The 22,930-nt window shown below is 40.2% G+C and carries 24 protein-coding genes and 4 pseudogenes; 10 read left to right on the forward strand and 18 right to left on the reverse strand.

Features of this window, described 5'->3' with window-relative positions; genetic code table 11:
* Window positions 1–20: 20 nt before the first annotated feature.
* A pseudogene (locus RCG23_RS04985) lies at window positions 21–919 on the forward strand (heme A synthase).
* A 45-nt stretch (window positions 920–964) separates the two neighbouring features.
* On the opposite strand, the pseudogene RCG23_RS04990 reads toward RCG23_RS04985, so the two are convergent.
* Both RCG23_RS04990 and RCG23_RS04995 read right to left on the reverse strand, forming a co-directional pair.
* Window positions 965–2,169 (reverse strand): annotated as a pseudogene (locus RCG23_RS04990) (FtsW/RodA/SpoVE family cell cycle protein).
* A 178-nt stretch (window positions 2,170–2,347) separates the two neighbouring features.
* Window positions 2,348–2,629 (reverse strand): Fpa/YlaN family protein, encoded by a 282-nt coding sequence (locus tag RCG23_RS04995; protein ID WP_308179967.1) that lies wholly within the window; start codon window positions 2,627–2,629, stop codon window positions 2,348–2,350.
* Window positions 2,630–2,811: 182 nt separating this feature from the next.
* Here RCG23_RS04995 and RCG23_RS05000 point away from each other — a divergent pair, with 182 nt between their 5' ends.
* Window positions 2,812–3,309, forward strand: a complete 498-nt coding sequence (locus RCG23_RS05000; protein ID WP_308178829.1) for a peptidyl-prolyl cis-trans isomerase — start codon at window positions 2,812–2,814, stop codon at window positions 3,307–3,309.
* Window positions 3,310–3,347: 38 nt separating this feature from the next.
* On the opposite strand, the gene RCG23_RS05005 is transcribed toward RCG23_RS05000, so the two are convergent.
* A complete protein-coding gene (locus RCG23_RS05005; RefSeq protein ID WP_308178830.1) occupies window positions 3,348–4,676 on the reverse strand; it encodes a PhoH family protein in 1,329 nt (442 codons plus the stop codon).
* Window positions 4,677–4,886: 210 nt separating this feature from the next.
* Here RCG23_RS05005 and RCG23_RS05010 point away from each other — a divergent pair, with 210 nt between their 5' ends.
* On the forward strand, window positions 4,887–5,471 hold the full coding sequence (locus RCG23_RS05010; RefSeq protein ID WP_308178831.1) for a YhcN/YlaJ family sporulation lipoprotein: 585 nt from the start codon (window positions 4,887–4,889) through the stop codon (window positions 5,469–5,471).
* 205 nt (window positions 5,472–5,676) lie between these two features.
* Here RCG23_RS05010 and RCG23_RS05015 read toward each other — a convergent pair whose 3' ends face one another.
* Window positions 5,677–6,132: a pyridoxamine 5'-phosphate oxidase family protein gene (locus tag RCG23_RS05015; RefSeq protein WP_308178832.1), complete on the reverse strand. Its 456-nt coding sequence runs from the start codon at window positions 6,130–6,132 to the stop codon at window positions 5,677–5,679.
* 176 nt (window positions 6,133–6,308) lie between these two features.
* Here RCG23_RS05015 and RCG23_RS05020 point away from each other — a divergent pair, with 176 nt between their 5' ends.
* Complete coding sequence (locus tag RCG23_RS05020) at window positions 6,309–6,509, forward strand: YlaI family protein (protein WP_308178833.1); 201 nt, start codon at window positions 6,309–6,311, stop codon at window positions 6,507–6,509.
* A gap of 43 nt (window positions 6,510–6,552) precedes the next feature.
* Here RCG23_RS05020 and RCG23_RS05025 read toward each other — a convergent pair whose 3' ends face one another.
* From RCG23_RS05025 to typA, 3 genes are read right to left on the reverse strand one after another with little or no spacing between them, the layout of a single operon-like run.
* Entirely contained in the window at window positions 6,553–6,843 is a 291-nt protein-coding gene (locus RCG23_RS05025; protein WP_308178834.1) for a hypothetical protein, read from the reverse strand.
* Window positions 6,844–6,856: 13 nt separating this feature from the next.
* Window positions 6,857–7,171, reverse strand: a complete 315-nt coding sequence (locus tag RCG23_RS05030; protein WP_308178835.1) for a YlaH-like family protein — start codon at window positions 7,169–7,171, stop codon at window positions 6,857–6,859.
* A 23-nt stretch (window positions 7,172–7,194) separates the two neighbouring features.
* Window positions 7,195–9,033 (reverse strand): translational GTPase TypA, encoded by a 1,839-nt coding sequence (gene typA / locus RCG23_RS05035; protein ID WP_308178836.1) that lies wholly within the window; start codon window positions 9,031–9,033, stop codon window positions 7,195–7,197.
* Window positions 9,034–9,263: 230 nt separating this feature from the next.
* Between typA and RCG23_RS05040 the strand changes: the two genes are divergently transcribed.
* The gene (locus tag RCG23_RS05040) at window positions 9,264–9,449 is read left to right on the forward strand and encodes a YlaF family protein (protein ID WP_308178837.1); all 186 of its coding nucleotides are present in this window, start codon (window positions 9,264–9,266) and stop codon (window positions 9,447–9,449) included.
* 54 nt (window positions 9,450–9,503) lie between these two features.
* Here the strand turns inward: RCG23_RS05040 and RCG23_RS05045 are convergent, their stop codons facing one another.
* Window positions 9,504–10,301 carry an inositol monophosphatase family protein gene (locus RCG23_RS05045; RefSeq protein WP_308178838.1) on the reverse strand — a complete coding sequence of 266 codons (798 nt, stop codon included), beginning with the start codon at window positions 10,299–10,301 and terminating at the stop codon, window positions 9,504–9,506.
* 291 nt (window positions 10,302–10,592) lie between these two features.
* A complete protein-coding gene (locus tag RCG23_RS05050) occupies window positions 10,593–10,787 on the reverse strand; it encodes a hypothetical protein (protein ID WP_308179968.1) in 195 nt (64 codons plus the stop codon).
* 174 nt (window positions 10,788–10,961) lie between these two features.
* Here RCG23_RS05050 and RCG23_RS05055 point away from each other — a divergent pair, with 174 nt between their 5' ends.
* Entirely contained in the window at window positions 10,962–11,582 is a 621-nt protein-coding gene (locus tag RCG23_RS05055) for a YktB family protein (protein WP_308178839.1), read from the forward strand.
* 152 nt (window positions 11,583–11,734) lie between these two features.
* Here the strand turns inward: RCG23_RS05055 and RCG23_RS05060 are convergent, their stop codons facing one another.
* Both RCG23_RS05060 and RCG23_RS05065 read right to left on the reverse strand, forming a co-directional pair.
* Entirely contained in the window at window positions 11,735–12,007 is a 273-nt protein-coding gene (locus tag RCG23_RS05060; protein ID WP_308178840.1) for a UPF0223 family protein, read from the reverse strand.
* A 61-nt stretch (window positions 12,008–12,068) separates the two neighbouring features.
* Window positions 12,069–13,031 carry an NAD(P)H-dependent flavin oxidoreductase gene (locus RCG23_RS05065; RefSeq protein WP_308178841.1) on the reverse strand — a complete coding sequence of 321 codons (963 nt, stop codon included), beginning with the start codon at window positions 13,029–13,031 and terminating at the stop codon, window positions 12,069–12,071.
* Between the two features lie 215 nt (window positions 13,032–13,246).
* On the opposite strand from RCG23_RS05065, the pseudogene RCG23_RS05070 reads away from it, so the two are divergent.
* A pseudogene (locus RCG23_RS05070) lies at window positions 13,247–14,720 on the forward strand (aminotransferase class I/II-fold pyridoxal phosphate-dependent enzyme).
* 61 nt (window positions 14,721–14,781) lie between these two features.
* Here RCG23_RS05070 and RCG23_RS05075 read toward each other — a convergent pair.
* Together RCG23_RS05075 and RCG23_RS05080 are read right to left on the reverse strand one after the other, a co-directional pair.
* Window positions 14,782–14,916 (reverse strand): GapA-binding peptide SR1P, encoded by a 135-nt coding sequence (locus RCG23_RS05075; RefSeq protein WP_308178842.1) that lies wholly within the window; start codon window positions 14,914–14,916, stop codon window positions 14,782–14,784.
* 186 nt (window positions 14,917–15,102) lie between these two features.
* Window positions 15,103–15,402, reverse strand: coding sequence for a DUF3055 domain-containing protein (locus RCG23_RS05080; protein ID WP_308178843.1), 300 nt, complete (start codon window positions 15,400–15,402; stop codon window positions 15,103–15,105).
* Between the two features lie 148 nt (window positions 15,403–15,550).
* On the opposite strand from RCG23_RS05080, the gene RCG23_RS05085 reads away from it, so the two are divergent.
* Entirely contained in the window at window positions 15,551–15,985 is a 435-nt protein-coding gene (locus tag RCG23_RS05085; RefSeq protein ID WP_308178844.1) for a DUF1885 family protein, read from the forward strand.
* A gap of 70 nt (window positions 15,986–16,055) precedes the next feature.
* Entirely contained in the window at window positions 16,056–16,394 is a 339-nt protein-coding gene (locus RCG23_RS05090) for a hypothetical protein (protein ID WP_308178845.1), read from the forward strand.
* Between the two features lie 47 nt (window positions 16,395–16,441).
* Here RCG23_RS05090 and RCG23_RS05095 read toward each other — a convergent pair whose 3' ends face one another.
* The gene (locus tag RCG23_RS05095; protein WP_308178846.1) at window positions 16,442–16,684 is read right to left on the reverse strand and encodes a hypothetical protein; all 243 of its coding nucleotides are present in this window, start codon (window positions 16,682–16,684) and stop codon (window positions 16,442–16,444) included.
* A gap of 458 nt (window positions 16,685–17,142) precedes the next feature.
* Between RCG23_RS05095 and RCG23_RS05100 the strand changes: the two genes are divergently transcribed.
* Entirely contained in the window at window positions 17,143–17,514 is a 372-nt protein-coding gene (locus tag RCG23_RS05100) for a small peptidoglycan-associated lipoprotein (RefSeq protein WP_308178847.1), read from the forward strand.
* A 48-nt stretch (window positions 17,515–17,562) separates the two neighbouring features.
* On the opposite strand, the gene lpdA is transcribed toward RCG23_RS05100, so the two are convergent.
* The 4 genes and pseudogenes from lpdA to pdhA form a co-directional block, all read right to left on the reverse strand.
* On the reverse strand, window positions 17,563–18,969 hold the full coding sequence (lpdA, locus tag RCG23_RS05105) for a dihydrolipoyl dehydrogenase (protein WP_308178848.1): 1,407 nt from the start codon (window positions 18,967–18,969) through the stop codon (window positions 17,563–17,565).
* Window positions 18,970–18,972: 3 nt separating this feature from the next.
* On the reverse strand, window positions 18,973–20,328 hold the full coding sequence (locus RCG23_RS05110) for a dihydrolipoamide acetyltransferase family protein (RefSeq protein WP_308178849.1): 1,356 nt from the start codon (window positions 20,326–20,328) through the stop codon (window positions 18,973–18,975).
* 130 nt (window positions 20,329–20,458) lie between these two features.
* Window positions 20,459–21,436: an alpha-ketoacid dehydrogenase subunit beta gene (locus RCG23_RS05115; protein WP_308178850.1), complete on the reverse strand. Its 978-nt coding sequence runs from the start codon at window positions 21,434–21,436 to the stop codon at window positions 20,459–20,461.
* Between the two features lie 3 nt (window positions 21,437–21,439).
* Window positions 21,440–22,557: pseudogene (pdhA, locus tag RCG23_RS05120) on the reverse strand (pyruvate dehydrogenase (acetyl-transferring) E1 component subunit alpha).
* Window positions 22,558–22,930: the final 373 nt, after the last annotated feature.

A 22,930-nucleotide genomic window follows, 5' to 3' on the forward strand; every position in this document is an offset into this window, starting at 1 on the left:
TTAACAAGAAGGTGAATTTTTTGCGTCGATCTTTAAAATGGTTTGCTGTCGCAACAACCATTGGAATGATTTTTATTTTAATAGGTGGGGCTCTTGTTACGAAAACCGGTTCCGGAATGGGATGCGGAAGATCATGGCCACTTTGCAATGGTAAATTTGTTCCAACTCATATAACTCCTCAGCTTGTAATTGAGCTTGCTCACAGGCTTGTATCCGGAAGTGTAGGATTTATGGTTTTGATCCTGTCCGTTTGGACATGGAAGGCAATTGGCAATATAAGAGAAACAAAATTTCTATCATTTCTATCCTTTTTCTTCCTCTTGCTGCAGGCGTTGATAGGAGCAGCAGCAGTAAAATGGGGACAATCAGGCTTTGTGCTGGCCTTGCACTTTGGCATATCGCTAGTTTCGTTTGCGTCAGTATTTTTACTAACCCTTCTCATATTCGAGGTAGATAAAAAGTTTGATGCCGATAAACTCATCATAGACAGGCGTATGGGGAGGCATATCATAGGGGTATCCATATACAGCTATGCGGTCATCTATACGGGTGCATTGGTTCGCCATACCAAATCGAGCCTTGTATGCCTCGATTGGCCTTATGTGTGAATAGTTCTCCCTCCCTCCCCTCCAATCTGTACGAGTGGGTTCAAATGGGACACAGAACTGCAGCTGGGTTTATTTTTATCTGGATTGCATATATTACGTATTTAGCTGTAAAAAAATATAAGCATCAAAAAATCCTCTATTGGGGCTGGATTATTTCATTTTGCCTTGTATCGCTGCAAGTCATTGCCGGTGCGTTTATTATCATTAGCAGGCTGAATCTTTATGTCGCCTTGCTGCACGCCTTTTTTATCACCTGCTTGTTTGGTATGTTAAGTTACTTCCTGCTCCTTTATTCAAGAAACCGTGAATAAAATCAGATAAGCAAAAAGCTGCCGGAATTGCCGGCAGCTTTTTGTTTATGAACGAAATTGATAGACCTTTTGATTTTTAGGAATTGGTTTTTGGTTTGGCAGTGCATGCTGATTTTTATATTTTCTCTCGTAATTTACAAACATCGATACATTTACTAAAATACCCGTTGCAATTGCAAGCTGTACAAGGGAAGAACCGCCGTAACTGACAAAAGGAAGCGGAACTCCAGTCAAAGGGATTAACCCTGATACCCCTCCAAGATTAACAAACGACTGGATTCCAATCATGCCAGAAATTCCAATTGCAAGAAGGCTTCCAAAAGGATCTTTGCATTTCATTGAAATATAAATGCCCTTTAAAACAATATAGCCTAATATAATAACAACAAAACCTACTCCCCATATTCCCAGTTCTTCTGCTATGACAGCCATAATGAAATCAGTATGTGGTTCAGGCAGATACCCTAATTTTTGTATGCTTTTTCCAAGGCCAATCCATTGACGCCGCCAGACCCTATAGCATAAAGAGAATTTGCCATATGGTATCCAATCCCCTTTTCATCTGAAAAAGGATCGGCAAAGGCCTGAAAACGAGCCATTTTTGTTTTTGAAAATATTTCATTTTTCATAACGAGTATAATTGGCAGTAATGCCAATAATCCAATTGTAACTAGTCGGATAATGTTTTTCAGACCCATTCCAGAGGAGAGGATAATCATGACGGCAATCGCGAAAATGATGGCATCCGTGCCAAAATCGGGCTGGATCGCAACGGCTAAAATGACAAGAAAAAGATAAATCAGAGGAGGAACTACCCCTTTATTGAAATGATTTATGTAGGCTTGTTTTTTAGCGTAAACAGCAGACATGTAGATAATGACAGAAAGCTTAACAAATTCCGACGGCTGAAGGCTGCTGCTTCCTACCTTAAACCAGCTCTGGGCGTTACCGGCAACATGTCCAAACACAAATAGAGCTCCAAGACCCCCTAATGAAAAAACAACCATAGGAAGAAGGATTTTGGTGCTTTTCATCGCTTTATAAGGAAAGAGTGCTGATATTACAAAAAACACTGCCGCAACGATAAGGTTTATCTTTTGTTTTTTGTAAAAGAAATCGCTGGGAAGATCATACCGCTGCATTGCTGTTACCATACTGGCGCTGTAAACCATAATAAGCCCAAAGATTGCCAGCAGTACGATCGCAATAATCAAAGAGTAGTCATAGGATTTTAATATTTTCTTTAGCATCTTATCTCTTCCTTAATTTCAATAGGTTTTATGAATCCATTATAATAGAAAATACAAGCCAATACTTAAGGAAAAGACATTTTCTTTAAAATAGGAGAAATTAACTGCCCCTGCCCCTTTATTCCCCTGTGAACAAAAAACTCAAACAATCAAGAACCATTGTTTGAGTTTTTTGTTTTTATTTTTTTAAGGACGCCTCATGAAGCGAAGACAGTTCTCTTTCCAGTTTGTCTAAAATCGCCTTGCCATCCTGTTCTTCAATTAAACCAAGCCGAACTGCAAAATCTATCTCTCTCGATAAACCAAACATTTGTGTATCAAGCACCTCTTCATAAAGAGGGCATTGAGGCATCGTAAGGTTATCCATTTGGACTTTGATCAGCTTTAATATTTTATCAGCGTCAGCCTGCAGTAAGGCGTATGCTTTTTCCTGATGATTAACAATCATTTCAGACGCCAACATTGATCCCCCCGTTTCCGAGCGTTTACCCAACTTATCTATAAATTTTACAGTTAAGAGAGTGAAATTGCAAGAAGATTAATGGGATGAAATTAAAAACGAATGCTCAGTCAAGTTCGTATGACATTCTGTTGATTTGAGGCTATACTCGTAATAGTGTGTAAAAGAATGGGGGAAATAAAATGGAAAGAATCATACAGATAAAAGGCAATGTAAAGTATTCCATTACACTGGATCCCGGAGTATGGATTTTCGATGACAGACGAATCGATTTGACCACGTACTTTAAAAAACCTTCTGAGAAGCCAGACGCCCTAGAAGAATATACAAAAGCAATTTCAAGGCATTGGGACAGGGAAATCATTGAGGGGGCAACAGTGCCTCCGACTTTAAAATCCGAAAAGAGATATCAAAAAGAACTTGCCTTAACCGGAACTTTCGGCATTCCTTTCAAGCCGTTTCTTGCCAATGCAGAGCCCATGGAAAATGCCTCAAAGCTAATTATTGAAACAGCAGACGGAAAGGTTGATATTACGCTGGATCAAGCCTATGACCTAATCCTTGGTTTTTCTGAAAACGGTAAGCCTCATTTAACAGATGGACCTGTCCATGTATTTTTCGGAGATGGCTCCAATCAGGTAGAACCAATTAAACATGTAAAATCCTTTGTGATTGAATAGGGCTCCTAGAAGGGCGGTTAACCACCGCCCTTCCGTTTTTAGAGTAGATCTGCTGCTAGCCGTGCCAGCCCCGACCTTTCTCCTTTTAATAATTTCACATGGCCTGAAACTGCCTCGTTTTTAAATTTTTCCACGACATACGTTAATCCGTTATTATAGGCATCTAAATATGGATGGTCTATTTGGTCAGGGTCACCAACCAACACAATTTTGCTTCCCTCACCAACCCGGGTTAGAATCGTTTTCACTTCATGCTTCGTTAAATTTTGCGCCTCATCTATGATGATAAACTGATCAGGGAGACTTCTTCCCCGTATATAAGTCAATGCTTCTACTTCTATGGATTTCATTCCAGCCAGGATAGCATCCAAATCTCCAGGCTTTTTGGTATCAAAAAGAAATTCCAAATTATCGAAAATGGGCTGCATCCACGGCCTGAGCTTTTCCTGCTTTTCACCCGGAAGATAACCAAGGTCCTTTCCAACAGGTACAATTGGCCTTGCTACTAAAAGTTTTTTGTATTCCCTTAGGTCTTCCGTTTGCAATAATCCCGATGCTAACGCCAATAAGGTTTTCCCTGTACCTGCTTTCCCAATCAGCGTTACAAGCGGTATATCCTTTCTAAGCAGCATTTCTAACGCCAGCGTTTGCTGTACATTACGCGGATGTATACCCCAAATATGTTCTTGGTTAAAAACCAATTTTTTCACTTTTTTACCGCTTTGGTCAACCATCCCTAAGGCAGATCCCTTGCCACCGAGAGCATCCTTCATAATGAGTGTCTGATTCGGGTAAAAAGGGTGATTAGCGACTTCTATAAGGGGAAGCTCCCCTTTTTCATAAAACCTTCCCAGCTTTTCCGCGGGCAAATACACTTCCAAAAAACCTGTATATATTTGTTCCGACTCTATCACCCTGTCACTTAAAAAGTCCTCAGATATCAGTCCAATAGCATCTGCCTTTACCCTGACAAGTGCATCTTTGCTTACAAGAATAACCAGTTTGCCATTCTCTTTTGACTGCTCCTCTAAAAATAAATTTTTTGCCACGGCAAGAATACGGTTGTCGTTGGTTTTCTCAATAAAAATATCCTGAAGCTGATGAAAAGAACGATGATTCAGCTCGATTTTTAAGCTGCCGCCGTTTTCAAGCTTTATTTTTTCATGAAGTTTCCCCATAGACCTAAGGCCGTCGATTAATCTTGAAACATGCCTTGCGTTTCTTCCTACTTCATCCATATATCTTTTTTTAGAGTCCACCTCTTCCAATACTACTGCTGGAATGATGACTTCATTGTCTTCAAAAGAGAAAATGGAATACGGGTCCTGCAGTAAAACGTTTGTGTCTAACACGTATATTTTACTCAATCTGATGCCTCCCGTTTCTCTGTTCTTTTGGCCTTCTAGCACCTGTTTGTCGGTACAACTTTGGTAAAATATATGTTTATCGGGATAAAGATAGAAGGATTTTAGCACAATAAATGATAATCAATTCATTCATTTACCTTATTTGGACTAAAAGGATGGAGTAGGCCTATAGCTACAGGCACAATAAGGAAAATTTTGCGGGGGGTTACAATGAGGAACTTCTTAACAGTGTTGCTGGCAGTCATGGTTCTTTCCAGCTGCAATACAAACAATACGAGTGAGAAAAGTGCAGATCCAAAGATTGTGCAAGTTAAAAACAGCTATATACAAAATGTTGACAGGAAATCCGGACAGGAAATTTCCAGACACTTAGTTGAGCTTGCCACCAGCATACCGAATGTACATGATGCAGCCGCAGTTGTTATAGGAAGGTATGCCATTGTTGGAATTGACGTAAATTCAAATATTGAGAGGTCTCAAGTTGGCTCGATAAAGTATTCTGTTGCCGAAAGTTTAAGGAAAGATCCACATGGCGCCAAAGCGGTAGTTGTAGCTGATCCAGATATAACGGCCAGACTTAGGGAAATCTCTCAGGATGTCAAAAACGGAAGACCAGTGCAAGGAATTATTAATGAACTAGCGGATATTACTGGCAGATTGATGCCAGAGGTGCCTGGGGACATAATCAATCCGAGTCCAAAAAACGCAACAGAAGAACCTAAAAAGAAACTGCAAAATAAAGAGAAGAAGAATCTCGAGAGAAAACAAGAGGAAGAGTCGAAATATCACAAATAAACTGTTTTAAAAGAACAAAAGGCGCAAGCGCCCTGGTTAGCCCCGACAGGCATAAGACGAATCACGCAGGAAATCCTGATTTCTGGAGTGATTTGGCTTATGTCCCCGAGGGGCTGGGTGCTGGAGCTAGATTAATACAACTTGTAGAAGTTTTTCACATCATTTAATTTTATAATTTCCTAGACATGAAAAAAGCTTAGCAGGGCTAAGCTTTTTTCATTGCATCCATAACCTGTTTGTCCAGCCTGGCTGCCGCATCTTTATCATATGTCTTGTCATATTGAGGTTCGACAGTAATTTTTGATCCGTAGAACATTACGTCTCTGACCTCATTAATTTTAAGTTCAATCAACGCCAGTTTTAAAGGGACACCTGATAACTTTTCCTCTTTTACTGCTGCCTGTCCGCTGATGGAATATGTAGATTCGTTTGCTATTACGTTTAAAACAATTTTATTATTTTGGCTGATGTTCTGGACAATACGTGAGCGGTTGTCTACAGAAAAATAAATGGTACTCTCATCCTTGGCAATAACCCAGGAAATTGCGCTAACGTTTGGCCCTCCTGTTTCATGGTCAATTGTCGCAAGTGTAACGAATTTTTCTTTTTGCAATTCATTTAATAATGGTTCGATCAGCTTTGGTTCTACTTGGTTTGCCATTATCCCAACCCTTTCATCTTTAAGCATATCTGAAATAGCTATACCCATATTACTACTATCCCTAATTTTCATCAACTTAAACGGAATTCGCTAACCATCCAAAATGACGTGTGTTATACTATAATATAAATAAATCAGATAATTGTTGATATATAACAGAAATATGAGGTGTTTTAATGAGAGTAAAATGTGTTATTTGCGACAAAATTGAACCTATTGAGGATGAGTCCCCGATAGCCAAGCGCCTTCGCAATCGTCCAATTCATACATATATGTGCCAAAGCTGCAATGAAAGAATCTCCGAAAAGACACAAGCCCGGATCGACACGGGAAACTTCCGTCTGTACCGTTCAAAATCAGAAGACGATGAGTGGTAAATAAAAAAAGCCTCAATTCCCAACCGGAATTTGAGGCTTTTTTTTATTCTTCAGGATAGTTCTCGTATTTCTCAGGTTCTTCGTTAATTTGATTAAGCAGAACCTCGATTAAATCCGTAGGGAAGCGAGAGGTCTTGCTTTCTCCCTTCTGGTCGAACGAAACATGGTACATGTTTTCATCCTTTGAAATCACTATTCCAGAAACCCCGTGCTGTTCGTCCAGGATTTCAGCAAATAGCTCCTCTGTTTCGCGGGCTGCTGTATCTTCAGGGCGTGCATCTACTACAGCCTTTATCGTAAGCCAATTATATAAGGCATCCTGCAGCGATTTCATTTCCTAACCCCCATTACTTCGCCTCTGCTTGTTGTTTTTTTTGCTGGTGAAGACGAATCTTATAAATAACAAGGATTAAAGCCGCTACGACCAGAGCCTCTGCAACCGGCAAAAAGATACCCAGGAATGTCAGCAATGTGCAGCCAATGAAAAGAAATAAATAGATGACGATCGACTTTGCTATTGGAAGCTTTTTTGCAAATCCCAGTTTATAAACAACAATACTAAGGGCGACAATTGTAAAATACAACAGCCACATTCCAACGGTCGGCTGATCCCCTACGCGATAGAGCGCGGCGAAAAAAGACAGACGTTCTGTCACATCCATTTCCGGCAATCCTCCTCTTAGGATTAGTTCGTTTCTGCAAACTTTTTCTTTTTGGCCATTCTTTCACGTTCATTTTTATCAAGAATTTTCTTGCGAAGACGGATTGACTCCGGTGTTACTTCACAATACTCATCTTCATTTAGATATTCAAGCGATTCTTCAAGTGTCATGATACGCGGTTTTTTAATAACCGACGTCTGGTCCTTGTTGGCTGAACGGATATTTGTCGCCTGCTTCACTTTCGTGATATTAACTGTAATGTCGTTTTCGCGAGTGTGTTGTCCGACGATCATACCTTCGTATATTTCAGTTCCCGGTTCAACAAAAATAGTTCCGCGGTCCTCAACCTGCATGATTCCGTACGTAGAAGCTTTACCTGCTTCCATAGAAACAAGCACACCTTCACGTCTTCCTCCAACTTGTCCCTGAGCCATTGGCTGGTAGCTGTCAAATGTATGGTTGATGATTCCGTATCCACGTGTCAGCGTTAAAAACTCTGTTGTATAACCAATTAATCCGCGGGCAGGTACGTTGAAAATTAAACGAACCTGGCCAGATCCATTATTAATCATATCGATCATTTCACCTTTACGGGCACCGATTGATTCCATTACTGAACCAGTATGTTCCTCTGGTACATCAATTTGAACGCGTTCAACTGGTTCACAGCGAACACCATCCACAGTTTTAACAATTACCTCAGGTTTGGAAACCTGGAGCTCATATCCTTCACGGCGCATATTCTCAATCAGAATCGATAAGTGTAGCTCTCCACGACCTGAAACGATCCATGCATCAGGAGAATCTGTATTTTCAACACGCAAGCTGACATCTGTTTGTAATTGTGCGCGAAGTCTTTCTTCAATCTTCCTTGAAGTCAGATATTTACCTTCTCTGCCGGCAAACGGGCTGTTGTTCACAAGGAAAGTCATTTGCAAGGTTGGTTCGTCAATTCTTAAGATTGGCAATGCATCCTGATGTTCTACAGGGCAAACTGTTTCACCGACATTGATATCTTCCATTCCGGAAACAGCTATCAAATCTCCAGCTACTGCTTCTTCAATCTCCTGGCGCTTTAAGCCAAAGAAACCGAAGATTTTAGTTACACGGAATTGTTTTACTGAACCATCAAGCTTCATTAATGCTACCTGCTGGCCGACCTTCATTGTGCCGCGGAATACGCGTCCAATTCCAATTCTGCCGACGTAGTCATTGTAATCAAGCAAGGCAACCTGGAATTGAAGAGGCTCTTCACGATTATCAATCGGTGCCGGGATATGTTCCACGATCGCTTCATATAAAGATTGCATGTTTTCATCTTGTTTCTCTGCATTAGTACTAGCAGTACCGTTGATAGCAGAAGCATAAATTACAGGGAATTCAAGTTGTTCTTCAGTTGCATCAAGTTCGATGAACAAGTCAATTACTTCATCAATTACTTCTGCAGGGCGGGCAAAATCACGGTCAATTTTATTAACAACGACTATTGGTGTTAAATTTTGTTCCAAAGCTTTTTTAAGAACGAAACGAGTTTGTGGCATACATCCTTCATATGCGTCTACAACCAATAATACACCGTCAACCATTTTCATGATACGTTCTACTTCTCCGCCAAAGTCAGCGTGTCCCGGTGTATCCAAAATGTTAATTCTTTTATCCTTATATTGAATCGCAGTGTTTTTCGCCAGAATCGTGATACCGCGTTCTCTTTCCAAATCATTCGAATCCATTGCACGTTCTTCAACGTGCTCATTCGAACGGAAAGTTCCGGACTGCTTCAAAAGTTGGTCAACCAGTGTCGTTTTACCATGGTCAACGTGGGCGATAATCGCGATGTTACGTATATCTTGTCTAATTTTCAAAAAATTCACTCCTAGATTTATTCTATATGAAATGATTCATATTGTTAACTTTCCCATCCACAACTAAAACATTATACCATATTTACAGTAGAAACCTAAAAGCATTTTATGTACAATTAAAATAATTAATAAAAAAGATAGATATATGTTGGCTTTTTACGTCGGAAACTTTTTCGATAGGCATGAAAAATACTCTAGAATAGCTAACATATTAAAAAGGGGTTATGAACATGAAGCAAATCAAGTGGGTTTTACTTGTTTATGCAATATTGTCCGCATTCTGCATGATGGGCATTGGGGTAGCAATTGGCGAAAGAAGCATTATCGGAGGAATTAGCTGTATCGTTTTACTTGTATTGGTAATGGGATTTGGATTTAAAACAAAAAAGAAAATGCGTGAAAACGGCCAACTATAAAAAAACGGGATTCCATATAGAATCCCGCTTTTTTCTATCATATTCATGTTCCCTTTACCAGTTTCCGTCCTTGAGGTAGTTCTTTAAAATAGTCTGATGGAGTCCTGGCTTAGCGACCAGTAAAGAATCCTGGGAAAGATAATCAAGATTTTTTCCTCTTAGATTTGTTATGACTCCCCCCAATTCTTCAATTATCACTGCTCCTCCTGCTACATCCCATGGTGCCAGCCTGAGCGAAATGTAGGCATCAATTCTGCCTGTCGCAACAAATACCATTTCAAGTGCTGCAGAACCGTAAGATCTTGTGCCCCTTGCTTCCCTGGCAAGAGGAATCAAAAGATTATGATCAATTCTCTTGTTTTCCATTACCCAGGTGGCATTCAATCCAATAATCGATTCTTTTACAGTCGTCTCCGTCAGTGCCGGTATTCGCTTTTCATTAATAAATGCCCCGTTCCCTCTTATGGCATGATACATTTCATCATGGACAACATCGTAAATTAACCCGATTCTCCCTTTTCCATTTTCAAAAATTCCTAATGAGATGGCAAAATTCCTTTGTTGGTGGATAAAATTCATCGTGCCATCGATTGGATCTATAATCCATACTATTCCTTCATGGGATTCCAGTTTGTCTCCAAATCCTTCTTCCCCAAGAATTTTATGATCCGGAAATGTTTCCCTTATCCTTTCAATAAAAAACTGTTCTGTTTCCTTATCAATATTAGTGACCAGATCGTTTGGATCGGACTTTGTGGTGATATCCAATGTTTTATCGAAAGACGAACGGATTTTTTCTCCAGCCTCTTTTACCCACTTCTTGGCATATGTATCAATGCTTTCCCAATTCATTTTCTTGTCCTCCGTTTATCTAAAGACTTACTATTTATATTATGCGAATTCCATTATTATTTACATTCTTAGCTTATTAAAAAAAGAAGACCCCAGCAACTTTTATCCTGCCCCATCACTTTTTTAAATTTCTACCACGAATTCAGCGGTAAAATAATAAACGAACTCCCTGTTTTAATTGGAGTTCGTTTTATTTTTGGCAATGCCAGAAGCTACTTCTTTTCATTTCTATTTTTTCCCCTTGTATAAAAATCCTGACTCTAAAGTCGACATGCCTTGTGGTATAAAGTGTTAAAGGGCTTTTAATCGAAGGAGTTCCTGTCTGATTTTTTCAAGCCTTTGTTTGCAATTTTTCTTTTTATCTTCATTGTTTTCAGTCATCGCTTCGAATAATGTAGATAATTCGTAATCCATTTCCAAACGCAGCATTGCTGTTCTTTCTTTTTCAACAGCCTTTTTCCTGGTTGAACTGATTAATTGTTTCATCATTATACACCCTTTCCAAAGTTTAATCTGATTTTTCAGATTTTTTACTGTTATAGTATGAGCAACCATCGACGGTTGCAACTAATTTGTGCTTTTACCCATAAGCCTTTACGGTTCTAGTTTTCCTATCCTTATGCTACAATAATTGACAAAAGTTACTGCTGGAGGATCAAGATGAATTTTACAGGATTTACAGAAGATGATTTCAATGTGTTTACTATAGATGGACTAGATGCAAGAATGGATGCTCTAAAGGATAAGATTCGCCCCAAGCTAAACAGTTTGGGTGAATATTTTGCCCCTACTTTATCGGTTTTAACAGGAGATGAAATGTACATTCACGTTGCAAAGCATGCACGCCGTACTGTTAATCCCCCAAAGGATACTTGGGTTGCATTTGCAAGCAATCCCCGCGGGTATAAGATGCTGCCTCATTTTCAGATCGGCCTGTGGGAAACTCATTTATTCATTTGGTTTGCTGTCATTTATGAATCGCCACAGAAACAACAAATCGGAGAAAAGCTTACAAAAAATATAAATAAATTTTATAAGGAAATACCCGGAAATTTCTGCTGGTCAAGCGATCATACGAAACCTGATGCCGTTAAACACAGCGAGCTTTCAAAAAAAGAGTTAATTGCTCTTTTTCAGCGTATGAAAACGGTCAAAAAATCTGAAATTCTTTGTGGTTTGCAAATTGACCGGGATACTGTTGTCAAGATGGGCCCATCTATGCTCCTTCAGGAAATTGATAATGTGTTTAGAAAAATATTACCCCTTTATAAAATGTCATAAACCTTAAAATAGCAAGCAATTGAACAAAAGGCTGAAGCTCATTTAAACAAGCAGGCAAAAGTAAATAAAAGCTCCCTAGCAAGTAGCCGGGGAGCTTTTGTTGTTTCTTTTTATTTATTTGTCTGGCAGGCAAGCAGCATATATAGGCACGTTTATTTCATAACGATCTTTTCATTGGCTGCTGACTCTCTCGCCTTTTTTATTGTCCTGTAAGCTGAATAGCTGCTCATATCTTCAAATTCGTCACATAGTTTTTTTTCTTCCGCTTTTCCGGGTACTATTTCCTTGAAACGCCTGTAAGCAGCCATCAGTTCTTCCCTGCCCATGCCTTTTTCATAGGCATTTTCAATTGACTGAAAAAAGTTAATTACGTCCACTATTTCTTCCGTGGACCAATGGTAATCAATTGGATATTGATATTCCATGTTGTTCACCTGCCTCCACTGTCTGAATCCCATTTTACTGATTTGCGTCTTTTTTTACAAATCAATTTTGACCCCATTTTAAACGGATACTCTCCGCCTCTGAAATCATTCTTTGAAAAAGTTCAGAGACTGTAGGCGCGTCATGAATTAGTCCCATAACCTGTCCTGCCCACCCAAAGCCTTCTTCAAGATTCCCATCATAAATTAATTTTTTGTTCGCCTGTCCGCTAATTAACGATTTCAGCTGCTCATATCCGCCCTTTCGCCCTTCGATTTCCAGAATTTTATTTGTCCAATGATTTGAAATCGCTCGGGCAGGTGCCCCCAGTGACCTTTTTATAACAGCAGTATCCGTTTCCGCCCCTTCAATAAGCAAACGCTTGTATGCCTCGCTCGCATGGGCGCATTCCTTTGTAGCAATAAACCTTGTACCCATTTCAATACCGTCAGCACCAAGGCTGAGGGCTGCCATCAATCCTCTCCCATCACCGATGCCTCCAGAGGCAATTACTGGTATGGAAACAGAATCAATCACACTCGGAATCAGCACTATTGTCCCAATATCTTCGCGCCCCAGATGCCCTCCTCCTTCTTGACCGACGACCATAACCGCATCAGCACCAAGCTGTTCCGCTTTTATAGCTTGTTTTCTTGCTGCTACTAGAACCAGCTTTTTAACATTCACTCCCTTTAATTGATCAAACAAAGGTGCGGGATTGCCGCCGGTCATCGTAATTACCGGTACATTTTCCTCTATTGCAACATCGAGAAAATCCTCATACTGCCTTCCATGCTGTCCGATGGCAAAGTTTACCCCGAAAGGCTTATTTGTTGCCTGCTTTACCTTTTGAATCTCCTCTCTCAGCTTCTCTGACCCCTCAAGCGACATTGCTGTTATTTGCCCCAGGCCTCCTGCATTAGAAACGGCTGCAGCAAGCTCAGAATACGCGAGATGCGCTAATCCTCCCTGTATGATCGGATATTTAATATTTAAAAGTTCTGTCACTCTTGTTTTCCAATTCATTTGGTCATCCTCCTAATCAATTGTTGTTCCACTTATTTCGTCTTTACAGGTTAAATTTCCTTTTAGGAAGAAAAACTAACGTGAAAGTAAAAATTAACATTTGCAAGGAATGACAAATTTCTATGCAAGTAAAGGTAATAGTGCTATAATTCATTTGTTTTATGACTTTTTATATTAATGAATTGCAATTTGAGATAAAGAGGTGTGAAGATAAATTGTCACAAAATGAAACTCCGCTATTTAGCGGATTAGTAGAACACGCAAAAAGAGAACCTATCCAATTTCACATACCAGGCCATAAAAAAGGCGCGGGCATCGATCCTGAATTCAGGAATTTTATTGGCGATAATGCTCTTTCAATTGATTTAATCAATATAGGGCCCTTGATGACCTCCACCAGCCAAAGGGCATGATTAAGAAAGCTCAGGATTTGGCAGCAGAAGCCTTTGGAGCAGACCACACTTTCTTTTCTGTCCAGGGGACAAGTGGGGCAATCATGACAATGGTTATGGCTGTCTGTGGACCTGGGGATAAAATTATCGTCCCTCGTAACGTGCATAAGTCTGTTATGTCCGCCATTGTTTTTTCTGGCGCAGTCCCTGTATTCATTCACCCTGCGATTGATGAAGATTTAGGTATATCGCACGGAATTACAATCGAGTCTGTCGAACACGCGCTTGAACAGCATCCAGATGCAAAAGGGATACTAGTAATTAATCCGACTTACTTTGGCGTTTCTGCTGATTTGAAAAAGATTGTTGAAATTGCTCATTCCTATAATGTACCTGTCCTGGTGGATGAAGCACATGGTGTACATATCCATTTCCATGAAAGCCTTCCTCTTTCCGCCATGCAGGCAGGGGCCGATATGGCTGCGACAAGCGTTCATAAACTGGGGGGCTCGATGACTCAAAGTTCCATTTTAAACGTGAGAGAAGGAAGGGTATCCTCGAAAAGGGTGCAATCGATCCTGAGTATGCTTACCACTACCTCCACATCCTATTTGCTGCTTGCCTCCCTTGATGTTGCGAGGAGAAGGCTGGCAACGAAAGGACGCGAATTGATCGACAGTACCATTAATCTGGCCAAACCATCCGAAAGCGGATAAATGAAATTGACCATTTATATTGTGTTGGAGAAGAAATAATCGGTTCTAAAGCAGCCTTTGATTACGATCCGACAAAATTGATTATTTCTGTCAAGGACCTCGGCTTAACAGGCTATGAAGTAGAAAAATGGCTTCGTGAAAAATACAATATCGAGGTTGAATTGTCCGATCTGTACAATATTCTTTGCATCATTTCCTTAGGAGACACTGACGTAGAAGGCGACCTTTTAGTTAAGGCTTTAGCTGATCTTGCCGACGAATGTGCACACCGGGCTGAGAAAGTTGAACCATTACAGGTTTTCCTTCCGGACATCCCTGTTCTGGCATTAACTCCACGAGATGCTTTCTATGCAGAAACAGAGGTTATCCCGTTTGATGAGAGCTCGGAAGGAAGGATTATTGCAGAATTCGTAATGGTTTATCCTCCAGGGATTCCAATTTTCATTCCAGGTGAAATCATCACAAAAGAAAATCTTAGCTTTATACAAAAAAATCTCGAAGCCGGTTTGCCTGTACAGGGACCTGAAGACGATGAATTAAAAACAATTCATGTAATTAAGGAATATAAAGCGATAAAATAGCCTAAAAAAACAGGATTCCCACTAATGGGAGTCCTGTTTTACTATTTGCATGTAATTGCAATTAATTAACTAAATCTTCTTCTTCGTTTGTATGTTTTCCACAGCAAGTATTGCAGTTGGAATAAAGAACAGACACTTTTTCATCTTCAAAATGATCAATAGTAGAGTTACAGGCTTGGCATACAATAGTACCCATTATTCAGTCCCCTTTTCTTTTTGATGATCAATTTTTTTGAAAGCGTTTTATATTCGTTTGATTATATAATAATATAACACATTCAATATTTCAAGCCCAAATTGTATAACACATATAAAAATATCTGTATCTTTTTTATGTATAAATTATTAAAAGCAGGCATAAAGAGCTGCCTGCTTAAAGTATTTATTCATATTGGATATCATATTGAATTGCAGGGAGAGCCTCACTAAAAAATTCAACTAAATCAGCGGCTTGGTGTTTACAGGAGATACGGAAAACATTCTGCAAGTATTCGGTGTCTTGAATGTCCTGGGGGTCAAGGAGAGTTGAGCGGCCAGTCTGCATGCATACAACTAAGGGCTTTCCGAAAAACATATTAGTAAATACGATGCCGAAATCATAGCGCGCATGGTCCGTCGCAAAACCAATAAATCTAACATTTACATTTTCGTGCTCGTCATAAAGTTTTTCAAAGAAATCCATTGCACTCCTCCTTTTTTAATATTTAGAATATTATTATAATTTATTTTTTACTTTAAAACAAGGAATTTATCCCATGAACAGTTGTCATCCGATTTTATAGAATGCTAGAATTGATACGAAGAGCAATTAGTCTTGAGGGGGAAAGGCGATGGCGGAAAATGCGTATATTAAATTAGTTTCTTCATCTGCAAAAAAAGAGATCAACATTGATGAAGTAAAAGAGCTTTTTCATTATTATAAGAGTATTACTGCAAAAACAGGTGATCAGGTTGATTGGGAATTTGGAGAGGCTGCTTTTCCATACGATATAAAAGAAACAACTGAGGGAGCAGGCAAGTGGTTTTATCTTCACTCAGACAATGACCGATATTATGCTATACTTGTCGGAACTGATAAAGAAACAGTTACCGCTGAAAACGGCGAGGCATTTGAACAATCTTATATACAGGTAACCCTTCCAGAAGGCTGTACTTTTGGCGACAAAGGCAAAGCAAATGAGTTTTGTAAATTCCTTGCAAAGAAATTGCAGGCAGAGCTTCATTTATTTAACGGAAGAGTGATGTATTATAATCCTAGGAAATAACAGCGAAATACTTGAAAAAGAACAGCGCGCAGCTGTTCCTTTTTTATAACAGGAAACCAGGAGGTTTAGAATGAGCAAGAAACTTATCATCACTGCATTAATCATCAGCATAATCCTTACAGGTGTATCTCCATATTATTTTAAAACCTATTTTGAGAAGAAGCCAGAACCGCTCAGGCAAACTGTCCATTTTGGCGGGCCTCTCCCCTTTTTGGAGCAAATAGCCCTTCTTCCTGAAAAAGATAAAAACTACCCGGCAGAAGCCAATTTTCAATCTCCCCTTAAAACAAAGACCCACCTCAAGCCCGTAGCATTGATTCTTTCGATCATCATTATATTTGCTCTTGTATTGTCGTTAAGCAGCATCTTTATTCGTTTCTTTAAAAAGACGGATCGCAATTCATTTTGACACAGCCAATAGGCTGTGTTTTTTTTAGTTTAAAGCAAACGGCGATTTTACTGGCTAAACAGGGACATTGCTGCATGGAAAGAACAGTAAAGCAAAAGGCTGGCAGCGGTAACAATCAAAGTTTGCCGCGCTGATTTTGTAATTGTATTTCCAATCTGAAAAGCTAAATAAAAGAAGATAAAAAACATAATGACATTGAATACGGGCTGATCATGCTTTGAAAGCCAAGCAGTAAGCGTATATCCACTCCACAGAATAAATTGCAGCAGGATGACAACATAGATTTTCATTGGACACCACCATCGCTGATAGGTAGTTCATGCTGGCTGAACATGCTGTTCCTGAATTATATGAAAGGATTAAGGAATATATTTTTCATTTCTATAACATTTAGATGACAAGCCCGAATCCATTAAAAGACCATGATAAAATGAAAATCAAATGGATATTATTTGGATAGTTAATTTCATAAAATTGCTGTTTTCGTATACTTTGTTGCTATATAAGGAGTAGTTGATTTCCACTCCAGGATGCTCGCTTTCCGCGGGGCGGGCGGTGAGCCTCCTCGGCGCACAGCGCCTGCGGGGTCTCACCTGTCCCGCTGCTCCCGCAGGAGTCTCGCACCTTCCGCTCCAATCAACTTCTGTTTCAACGATTTGTTTTTAAAAACCTATTTGCCAAACAACAATCTTTTAGAAAACAGCTCAGCCTATAAAATATAATTTTAAGAGAAGTGAGGCAAGAAGAAATGAAAGGACTGCCATACATTTTTATCTTTTCTTTACTGTTGCTTAGCGCCTCTTGTAATAATAACCAGGCTTCAAAAAAAATGGCCTTTAACCGAAATGTAAAACAAGTCATTTTCTTCTCAGATGAGAAGGAATTAGGCCAGGAGGCAGCATATTACGATGCCTTAATAGAATTAAAAAAGAACTTCCCAAAGGAAATGGACCATATGATGGTGCTGAACAAATCGAAGGAAAAAGATTATTATAAATCATTCAATGTCGAGAAATCCCCCGCTATTATCGTTATGTATAAGGACCAGATGATGGTAAAAATTAATGGCAGTGCATCAAAGAACCAAATAATTAAAAACGTTTCACAAATAATAAAGTGACAGGCACCATCCAAAATTCGGAAGGTGCCTGTCACTTTTTTCTTTATCTTATTTGATAATATGGATTGGGCTTCCGATTGCTACTTCAGCTGCTTCCATTGTAATTTCTCCAAGAGTTGGATGTGCATGGATTGTCATGGCAAGATCTTCAGCTGTCATTCCAGCTTCGATTGCCAGGCGAAGCTCAGCGATCATGTCAGAAGCACTTGATCCGGCAATCTGGGCACCGATCACAAGGCCATCTTCTTTACGAGTTACAAGCTTCACAAAGCCGTCAGTGCTGTTTAAAGCAAGGGCACTGCCGTTTGCTGCGAATGGGAACTTAGCAGCAACGACTTCGATACCTTCTTCCTTTGCCTGTGCTTCTGTGTAGCCGACTGATGCCAATTCTGGATCAGAGAATACAACAGCAGGAATAGCAAGGTAGTCGATTTCAGCAGGATGTCCGCTAATTGCTTCTGCAGCAATTTTGCCTTCGTATGACGCTTTATGAGCCAAAGGAGGACCTTCAACAATGTCACCAATCGCGTAAATATTGCTTACGCTAGTACGGCATTGCTTATCAATTTTAATAACTCCGCGTTCAGTCATTTCAACGCCTGCTTGTTCAAGGCTTAATTCATCCGTATTTGGACGGCGTCCAACCATGACAAATACATAATCCGCTTCAACCTTTTGAAGCTCGCCTTTTACCTCGTAAGAAACTGTAACACCGTTCTCTGTTTCTTCTACACCCTTAGCAAGCGCTTTTGTAACGATTTCAGTGCCTTTTTTCTTAAGGTTGCGTTTAACAAGAGCAGACATTTGCTTTTCAAATCCGTTTAGGATTTCATCTGTTCCTTCAAGGATTGTAACCTGTGTTCCGAAGTTTGCATAAGCTCCGCCAAGTTCCGTTCCGATATAGCCGCCGCCAATTACAACGATTTTTTCAGGAATTTCTTGAAGAGCTAGTGCACCCGTTGAGTCAAGAACACGTTTTGTATATTTAAATGCAGGAAGCTCAATTGGGCGAGATCCTGTTGCAACGATCGCATTTTTAAAAGTGTACGTTTGTGCGGAATTTTCATCCATTACACGAAGCGTATTGCCATCTACAAAAAATGCTTCACCGCGAACGATTGTGACCTTATTACCTTTTAAAAGTCCTTCTACGCCGCCAGTAAGCTTTTTCGTAACACTTTCTTTCCACTTTTGAACTTTTGAAAAATCAACCTTAACATTTTCAGCAGTGATTCCAATATCATCAGAATGCTTTGCTGTTTCATAACGATGGCCAGCAGCAATTAACGCCTTTGAAGGAATACATCCGACGTTTAAGCAAACGCCGCCAAGGTTACCCTTTTCTACGATTGTTACTTTTTGCCCTAGCTGTGCAGCACGAATGGCTGCTACATAACCGCCAGGTGCACCGATGACTATAGTATCTGTTTCAATAGGAAAATCTCCAACTACCATTTATTACCCCTCCATTAACAAAAGTTCTGGATCGTTCAATAAACGCTTGATATGGTTTAGCGCATTCTGTGCAGTAGCACCGTCAATCATGCGGTGGTCAAAGCTCAATGACAAAGCCAATACAGGTGCTGCCACGATTTCTCCGTCCCTTACGATTGGCTTTTCTGCAATTCGGCCCACTCCAAGAATAGCAACCTCTGGGTGGTTAATAACAGGTGTGAACCATTGTCCGCCTGCAGAACCGATATTTGAGATTGTGCATGAAGCACCTTTCATTTCATTAGGAGCAAGCTTGCCTTCACGTGCCTTACCTGCAAGTTCATTAATTTCATTTGAAATTGAGAAGACAGACTTACGGTCAGCATCCTTTACTACTGGAACTAACAAGCCTTTTTCAGTATCAGCAGCAATTCCGATATTGTAATAATGCTTATGGATGATTTCACTTGTAGCATCATCCAATGATGTATTCAACGCAGGGAATTCACGAAGCGCACTTGTTAATGCTTTTACGATATATGGCAAGAATGTAAGCTTGATGCCTTTTTGGGCAGCCACGTCCTTAAACTTCTTGCGGTGAGCCCAAAGCTTTGTAACATCGATTTCATCCATAAGAGTAACGTGTGGAGCTGTATGCTTGGAATTAACCATCGCTTTTGCAATAGCTTTACGGATACCGCTCATCTTCTCACGAGTTTCAGGATATTCACCCTGTGGAATAGGTGCAGCTGAAGCTTTTGTTTCTTCTGCTTTAGGAGCTGCTGCTGCTGCTTCAACAGGTGCAGAAGGAGCTTGAGCACCTCCAGTTAAGAAGGAATCAATATCATTTTTCATGATACGCCCATTTTTGCCTGTACCAGCAACCTGGCGGATTTCTACGCCTTTTTCACGTGCATATTTACGCACAGAAGGCATTGCAATAATACGGCGGTCAGGATCAACATCTACCTGTGGCTGTGCTCCAGCGCCTGTAGGAGCATTGGCAGCTTGTGGTGTTGGTGCTTCTTTCTTGATATCCTGTCCTGCTTCCAGGGTTGATTGAACCTGAGCTTCAGTTTTCTCTTCTGCCTTAGGCTCATCATCACCATGGTCATCACCCTTAAACTGAAGGTTTTCATAACCCGGTGCATCAAATGTAACAAGAACCTGTCCAACAGTCGCAACAGTACCTTCTCCGATTAAAACCTCTAGGACTGTACCTTCAACTGGGGAAGGAATTTCAACGACAGCTTTATCGTTTTGCACTTCGCATAATACGTCATCTTCTTGAATTTTATCGCCCGGTTTAATAAACCATTTGACAATTTCGCCTTCGTGAATACCTTCACCGATATCAGGCATTTTAAATTGAAATGACACTGTGGTTCATCCTCCTAATGTGCATGTTTTCTGCATCATAATTTGAAAAGCAAGAGGGAAACAGTCAATACTATTTCCCGTTCTTAATTATTGTCTAGCTCCAGCGCCGAAAACGAACGTTAACGCTTTTCTAGAATGTTAAAACTTTTTTTGCTGTTTCGATTACGTCTTTATAATTAGGAAGCCAAACGGTTTCCGCTTGTGAGAAAGGATAGATCGTATCTGCAGCTGTAACGCGCAGTACTGGTGCCTCTAGGCTTAAAATAGCGCGGTCATTGATTTCAGCTACAACATTAGCTGCAACTCCGGCTTGTTTTTGAGCTTCCTGGACTACCATAGCACGCCCTGTTTTTTCAACAGAGGCAATAATTGTATCGATATCAAGCGGGCTGATTGTACGAAGGTCTACTACTTCTACAGAATATCCTTCTTTTTCTAATTCTTCCGCTGCTTTTAATGATTCGTGAACCATTGCACCATAAGTAATGATGGATAAGTCAGTTCCTTCACGCTTTACATCTGCTTTTCCAAGTGGAATTGTGTATTCTTCTTCAGGAACTTCCTCACGGAACGCACGGTAAAGCTTCAAATGCTCAAGGAAAATGACCGGGTCGTTATCGCGGATAGCTGACAGCAATAATCCCTTTGCGTCATATGGAGTCGAAGGAACAACTACCTTCAAACCAGGAGTTTGTGCCATTAAGCCTTCAAGGCTGTCAGAGTGCAGTTCCGGTGTGTGAACACCGCCACCAAACGGGGAACGCACAGTAACAGGCATATTATAACGGCCGCCAGAACGGTATCGCATACGCGACATTTGGCCCGCAATTGAGTCCATTACTTCAAATACGAATCCAAAGAATTGAATCTCAGGGATTGGACGATATCCAGTTAAAGCAAGACCGATTGCCAAACCACCGATACCAGATTCCGCAAGCGGAGTATCAAATACGCGGTCTTCTCCAAATTCTTTATGAAGGCCTTCAGTAGCACGGAACACACCGCCGTTAACTCCAACGTCCTCCCCGAATACTAGAGTTTTCGGATCGTTGCGAAGTTCTATGCGCAACGCATCAGTGATTGCTTGAATCATTGTCATTTGAGCCATGACTTACTTCGACTCCTTTGCTTTGTAAATTTCATATTGTTCTTTAAGGTTTTGAGGCATCTCTTCAAACATAAAGGACATTAAGTCAGTTACTTTTTGCTTTGGAGCAGCATCCGCTTTCTTGATAGCCTCTTTAATATCTTCTTTTGCTTTTTCAATTACTTCGTTTTCCTTCTCTTCGTTCCAAAGACCTTTGTTTTCAAGGAATTTACGGAAACGTACAAGAGGATCCTTCTTTTCCCATTCGTTATCAAGGTCAGCAGTACGGTACCTTGTAGGATCGTCACCAGCCATGGTATAAGGGCCGTAACGGTATGTCAACGTTTCAATTAATGTTGGCCTTCTCCGTTAACAGCGCGTTCACGTGCATCGCGAACCGCGACATAAACCGCTAATGGATCCATGCCGTCAACCTGGATACCAGGAATACCTGCAGCTACCGCTTTTTGCGCGACAGTTTTTGCAGCAGATTGTTTTTCAACAGGAGTTGAAATAGCAAAACGGTTGTTTTGGACAATGAAAATGGCTGGAGCTTTAAATGCCCCTGCAAAGTTAATTCCTTCGTAGAAATCACCCTGTGAAGCACCGCCGTCACCTGTATAAGTGATAGCAACTGATTTCGCTCCATTCTTTTTCATACCTAAAGCAACCCCGGCTGCCTGAATATACTGGGCACCGATAATAATTTGTGGAGAAATAACGTTTACGCCCTCAGGAATCTGATTTCCCTGGAAGTGTCCGCGGGAGAATAAAAACGCTTGGTGCAACGGTAATCCGTGCCAAATTAATTGTGGGACATCACGATATCCTGGAAGAATGAAATCCTCTTTTTCAAGTGCGAATTGGGAAGCCAATTGAGAAGCCTCCTGGCCGGCAGTCGGTGCATAAAATCCTAATCTGCCCTGGCGGTTAAGGGAGATGGAGCGCTGGTCAAGAATACGTGTATAAACCATGCGTCTCATTAATTCTTGAAGCTGCTCATCACTAAGCTCAGGCATTGCCGCTTCATTTACGACTTCGCCTTCTTCATTTAAAATCTGAAGCGTTTGAAACTGTTCTTCCACTGCCTCGAGCGTTTTTTTCGCATCGAGCTTTTCTGCCTTCTTTGTATTAGAAGCCATTTAGGTCACCTCTTCCTTTCTTAAAAAAAGACATTAATAATGTAATTTACATACACTCATTTAGATTGCCCAAAAAAGCGGATTAAAGACGAAAATTAATGATGATGTTTCAACGCTTTTAAAAGGCTGCTGATGATGGTTTTCTTTAAAAAGTGCCAAATAAAAAACACACGTTTTAATAGTTTTCCACAGATTGGAGCACAAAAAACGCAATTTCTTAAATCAGCCATCCTCTAATTCTGTATTAGTTGTATGTATAAATAAATTAATACAATATTTTTTTCACATTTCGAGTTTACATCATCTTAATAATGCTAGTCAATTCATTAGTATATAAATTTTTCATCATACCCACCTTGCAAACAAAATAAAC

Origin of the sequence: Neobacillus sp. PS3-34, assembly GCF_030915465.1 — a bacterium.
GTDB lineage: Bacteria > Bacillota > Bacilli > Bacillales > Cytobacillaceae > Neobacillus_A.